The organism is Ensifer sp. Root954 (assembly GCF_001429005.1).
Taxonomy (GTDB): Bacteria; Pseudomonadota; Alphaproteobacteria; order Rhizobiales; family Rhizobiaceae; genus Ensifer; species Ensifer adhaerens.
On sequence record NZ_LMJM01000024.1, the window covers coordinates 165,257 to 169,591 of the forward strand.

General features: G+C 61.1%; 4 protein-coding genes. All 4 read right to left on the reverse strand.

Translation table 11 applies throughout. The features are described 5' to 3' along the window. The coding region (locus tag ASE71_RS37010) for an aldehyde dehydrogenase family protein (protein WP_244497377.1) at positions 1-276 on the reverse strand (276 nt) is incomplete at its 3' end. Positions 277-342: 66 nt separating this feature from the next. Then, positions 343-1,338, reverse strand: a complete 996-nt coding sequence (araD1, locus tag ASE71_RS18690; RefSeq protein WP_060518844.1) for an AraD1 family protein — start codon at positions 1,336-1,338, stop codon at positions 343-345. A 168-nt stretch (positions 1,339-1,506) separates the two neighbouring features. Next, entirely contained in the window at positions 1,507-2,715 is a 1,209-nt protein-coding gene (mmsB, locus tag ASE71_RS18695) for a multiple monosaccharide ABC transporter permease (RefSeq protein WP_034793886.1), read from the reverse strand. Continuing rightward, on the reverse strand, positions 2,715-4,250 hold the full coding sequence (gene mmsA, locus ASE71_RS18700) for a multiple monosaccharide ABC transporter ATP-binding protein (RefSeq protein ID WP_034793889.1): 1,536 nt from the start codon (positions 4,248-4,250) through the stop codon (positions 2,715-2,717). Before mmsA ends, mmsB begins: the two co-directional genes overlap by 1 nt. Positions 4,251-4,335 lie beyond the last annotated feature (85 nt).

Consider the following 4,335-nt stretch of genomic DNA (forward strand, 5'->3'; position numbering starts at 1 on the left):
GGTCTTGCCTTCCTCACGCGACAAGAGCTTTCCGAGTTCGTCCTTGCGGGCAAGGATCTCGTCGGCGGTCTTCCTCAGGATCGCGTGGCGCTCGAGAATACCGGAGCGCGACCAGGCCGGAAACGCCGCCTTGGCGGCCGCGATCGCTGCGCGCGCATCCTCGGCTGACGCGCGGGCATATTCGCCGACCACGTCGTTGGTATCGGACGGGTTGATATTGGCGACCCCGTCACCGCCGACCCATTCGCCGGCTATCAGGTTCTGGTGCAAAGTCATGGCCTCAGGCCTCCTTCATAGATGCGCATGACCGTCCCTCGCGAACGGTCGCGCTTAGGAGATGTGTCAGAGCTGGCGGATCGCGACCTCTTCGTCAGCTGCGATCGCAAGAGCGTTGCGGAGCGGAAGGCCGAAACCATCGGCCTCGATCTCAAACACGTCACCTTCCTCGGTGCGGATGCCATCACCGAAGGACAGCGTCGCCGTGCCGAACATGTGCACGTGGATGTCGCCCGGCTGGCGGAACAAGCCATACTTGAAATGGTGATGCTCGAGATTGGCGAAGCTGTGCGACATGTTGGCTTCGCCCGACAGGAACGGCTTTTCCCACAGCACCTTGCCGCCACGCAGGATACGCGACATGCCGCGAATGTCCTCCGGTGCGACACCAATGCGGATCTCCGGACCGAAGCTCGCCTGGCGCAGCTTCGAATGCGCGAGCCAGAGATAGTTGACCCTCTCGGTCTTGTGGTCGGAGAATTCGTTGGCAACGGCAAAACCGATGCGGAACGGAACGCCCTCGTCGGAGATCACATAGATGCCGGCCATTTCCGGCTCTTCGCCACCATCCTCGGCAAAGGCGGGCGAGACGAGCGCATTCCCCGGCGCCACGGCGGAGGTGCCGTTGCCCTTGTAGAACCATTCCGGCTGCACGCCTGTTTCGCCGGCCCTCGGCTTGCCGCCTTCGAGCCCCATGCGGAACATCTTCATCGAGTCGGTCAGGGTTTCCTCGGCCGCCTCGCTCGTCTTCTTGTGCATGGCGTCGCGGGTCGCAGCCGAGCCGAGATGGGTGAGACCCGTGCCGGTCAGGTGCAGGTGTGCCGGATCCGGATGAGTGATCGGCGGCAGGAAGCGCCCCTCCGCATAGGCCTTTTCGAGGTCGACGGCGGCGCCGAGCCCCTTGGCCTCGATCGTCTGCTTCAGGCTCCGTCCGGCATTGGCCGCTACCATCGCCAGCGCATAGACGCTTGTCGCGCCGTTCACCGCATGCGCCGCCTCACCCGGCAGCCGTACCGCCACCGTGATCGACCCGTCTTCGTTCCTGATCTGCGAAATCAGCACGATGCTATCCTTCCTATCGTCTTGGGTCGCTGTGTTCGCCTCTTCAAGGCAAAAGCGTCCCCGTGGGTGGCTTTCGCCACCCAATTCCGGCGGACCAATCCGCCGATCCTGGCAGCTGTGGCTGCCGGTGAATGTTACTGGTTCGCGTCGGGTCTTATGGCTTTCCGCTCAACCCTTGTTCTTGTTGTAGACATCGAAGAACACGGCAGCGAGCAGCACGAGGCCCTTGATCAACTGCTGGTAATCGATGCCGATGCCCATGATCGACATGCCGTTGTTCATCACGCCCATGATGAAGGCGCCGATGACGGCCCCGATGATCTTGCCTACACCGCCCGACGCCGAGGCACCGCCGATAAAGCAGGCCGCAATGACGTCGAGCTCGAAACCGACGCCGGCCTTCGGCGTTGCCGAATTGAGGCGAGCGGTGATGATCATGCCGGCGAGTGCCGCAAGCACGCCCATGTTGACGAAGGTGTAGAAGGTCAGCCGCTCGGTGTTGATGCCCGAAAGCTTGGTCGCCTTGACGTTGCCGCCCATGGCATAGATGCGGCGACCGATCGTCGAGCGCGTGGTGACGAAGGTATAGAGCGCAATCAGCACGGCCATGGCGATCAGCACGTTCGGCAGGCCGCGATAGGTCGCAAGCTGGAAGCCTATGAACAGCGCCACGGCAGCGATGACAGCCATCTGCACGGCGAAGAAAATGAACGGCTCGTTCTCCGTGCCGTGCTGCTCGTTGATCTTGCGGTCACGAATGCCCGCGTAGATCGCGTAGCCGACGAGCGCGATGACGGCGACGAGCGCCACCATGTTCTGAATGGTCTCGGGCGCCGGATTGAGGAAATAGAGGAAATCCGGAACGAAGCCGGTCGACAGCAGCTGGAATTCCTTCGGGAACGGACCGATCGGGCGGCCGCCGAGCACCACATAGGTGAGCCCGCGGAACACCAGCATGCCGGCCAGCGTCACGATGAAGGATGGGATCTTCTGGTAGGCAACCCAATAGCCCTGGGCCGCCCCCATGACGCCGCCAACGATCAGACAGGCGGGAATGACGATAATGGCGGGCAAGCCCCATTTGACCAGCATGATCGCTGAGATCGCGCCGATGAAGGCGACGATCGAGCCGACCGACAGGTCGATATGCCCGGCAACGATGATCAGCAGCATGCCGAGCGCCATGATGACGATGAAGGAGTTCTGCAGCACCAGGTTGGTGATGTTGACCGGCTTGAACAGCACGCCGTTGGTGACGAACTGGAAGAACAGCATGATCACCACGAGCGCGACGAGCAGGCCGTATTCGCGGATGTTGTTCTTGAGATAGTCCCCGATCGAGGGCTTGTTGTTTTGGGTGCTCGTATCGGCGACCATTAGTGTTTCTCCCCTGAACGCATGATGGCACGCATGATGGATTCCTGGCTCGCTTCCGCCTTCGAAAGCTCCGCGACGATGCGGCCCTCGTTCATGACGTAGATGCGATCGCAGGTTCCAAGCAGCTCCGGCATTTCCGATGAGATCATCAGGATGCCCTTACCCTCGGCGGCAAGCTGGTTGATGATGGTGTAGATCTCATACTTCGCGCCGATATCGATACCGCGTGTCGGCTCGTCGAGAATGAGAACTTCCGGATTGGTGAACAGCCATTTGGACAAGACGACCTTCTGCTGGTTGCCGCCCGAAAGGTTGACCGTTTCCTGATAGATCGAGTGCGAACGGATGCGCAGCTTCGAGCGATAGTCGGAGGCGACCTTCGCTTCCTTGCGATCGTCGATGACGCCGTTCGCGGCCACCGCCTTCAGATTGGAGAGCGTTGTGTTCTCCTTGATGTTGTTGATCAAGACGAGCCCGAGCTGCTTGCGGTCCTCGGTGACATAGGCAAGCCCCGCATCGATCGCACGCGGAATGGTGCTGACGTCGACGGGCTTGCCGCGCATCGTCACGTCGCCGGTGATCTTGTGGCCCCAGGACTTGCCGAAGAGGCTCATCGCCGTTTCGGTGCGCCCTGCCCCCATCAACCCGGCGATGCCGACGACCTCGCCGGCGCGCACGGTGAAATTGACGTCGTGCAGGAACTGCCGGTCGCGGTGCTGCTGGTGGAAGACGTTCCAGTTCTTCACTTCGAGCAGCGTCTCGCCGATCTTCGGTTCGCGCGGCGGATAACGGTCTTCCATGGCGCGGCCGACCATGCCCTTGATGATCCGGTCTTCGCCAATGTCTTCGCTGTGACAGTCGAGCGTTTCGACCGTGCCGCCGTCGCGCAGGATGGTGATCTGGTCGGCGACCTTGCGGATCTCGTTCAGCTTGTGCGAAATGATGATCGAGGTCATGCCCTGGGTGCGAAACTCCATCAGCAGCTTCAAAAGCGCATCGGAATCGGTTTCGTTGAGCGAGGCGGTCGGCTCGTCAAGAATCAACAGCCGCACCTTCTTCGAAAGCGCCTTGGCGATCTCGACCAGTTGCTGCTTGCCGACACCGATGTCGGTGATCAACGTCGCCGGGGATTCGCTCAAGCCAACCTTCTTCAGCAGTTCCTGCGTACGGGCAAAGGTCTGCGGCCAGTGAATCACACCGTTGCTGGCGATCTCGTTGCCGAGGAAGATGTTCTCGGCGATCGACAGCAGCGGCACCAGCGCCAGTTCCTGGTGGATGATGATGATGCCGAGGTCTTCGCTGTCGGAAATCGTCGAGAAGCGGCGGGCTTCGCCGCCATAGTGGATTTCGCCATCATAGGTGCCGGCGGGATAGACGCCGCTCAGCACCTTCATCAGCGTCGACTTGCCGGCGCCGTTTTCGCCGACGAGTGCGTGTATCTCGCCTTCGCGGACCTTGAAGCTGACATTGTCCAGCGCCTTGACGCCCGGGAACGTCTTGGTGATGCCCCGCATTTCAAGAATGATATTGTCCATGTTCAGTCATTCCAGCGGCAGTCTTCAAGAGAGTACCGGCTCCGTCATCTGGATAAAAGGGCCCGCGCGCATGCACGGGCCCTCA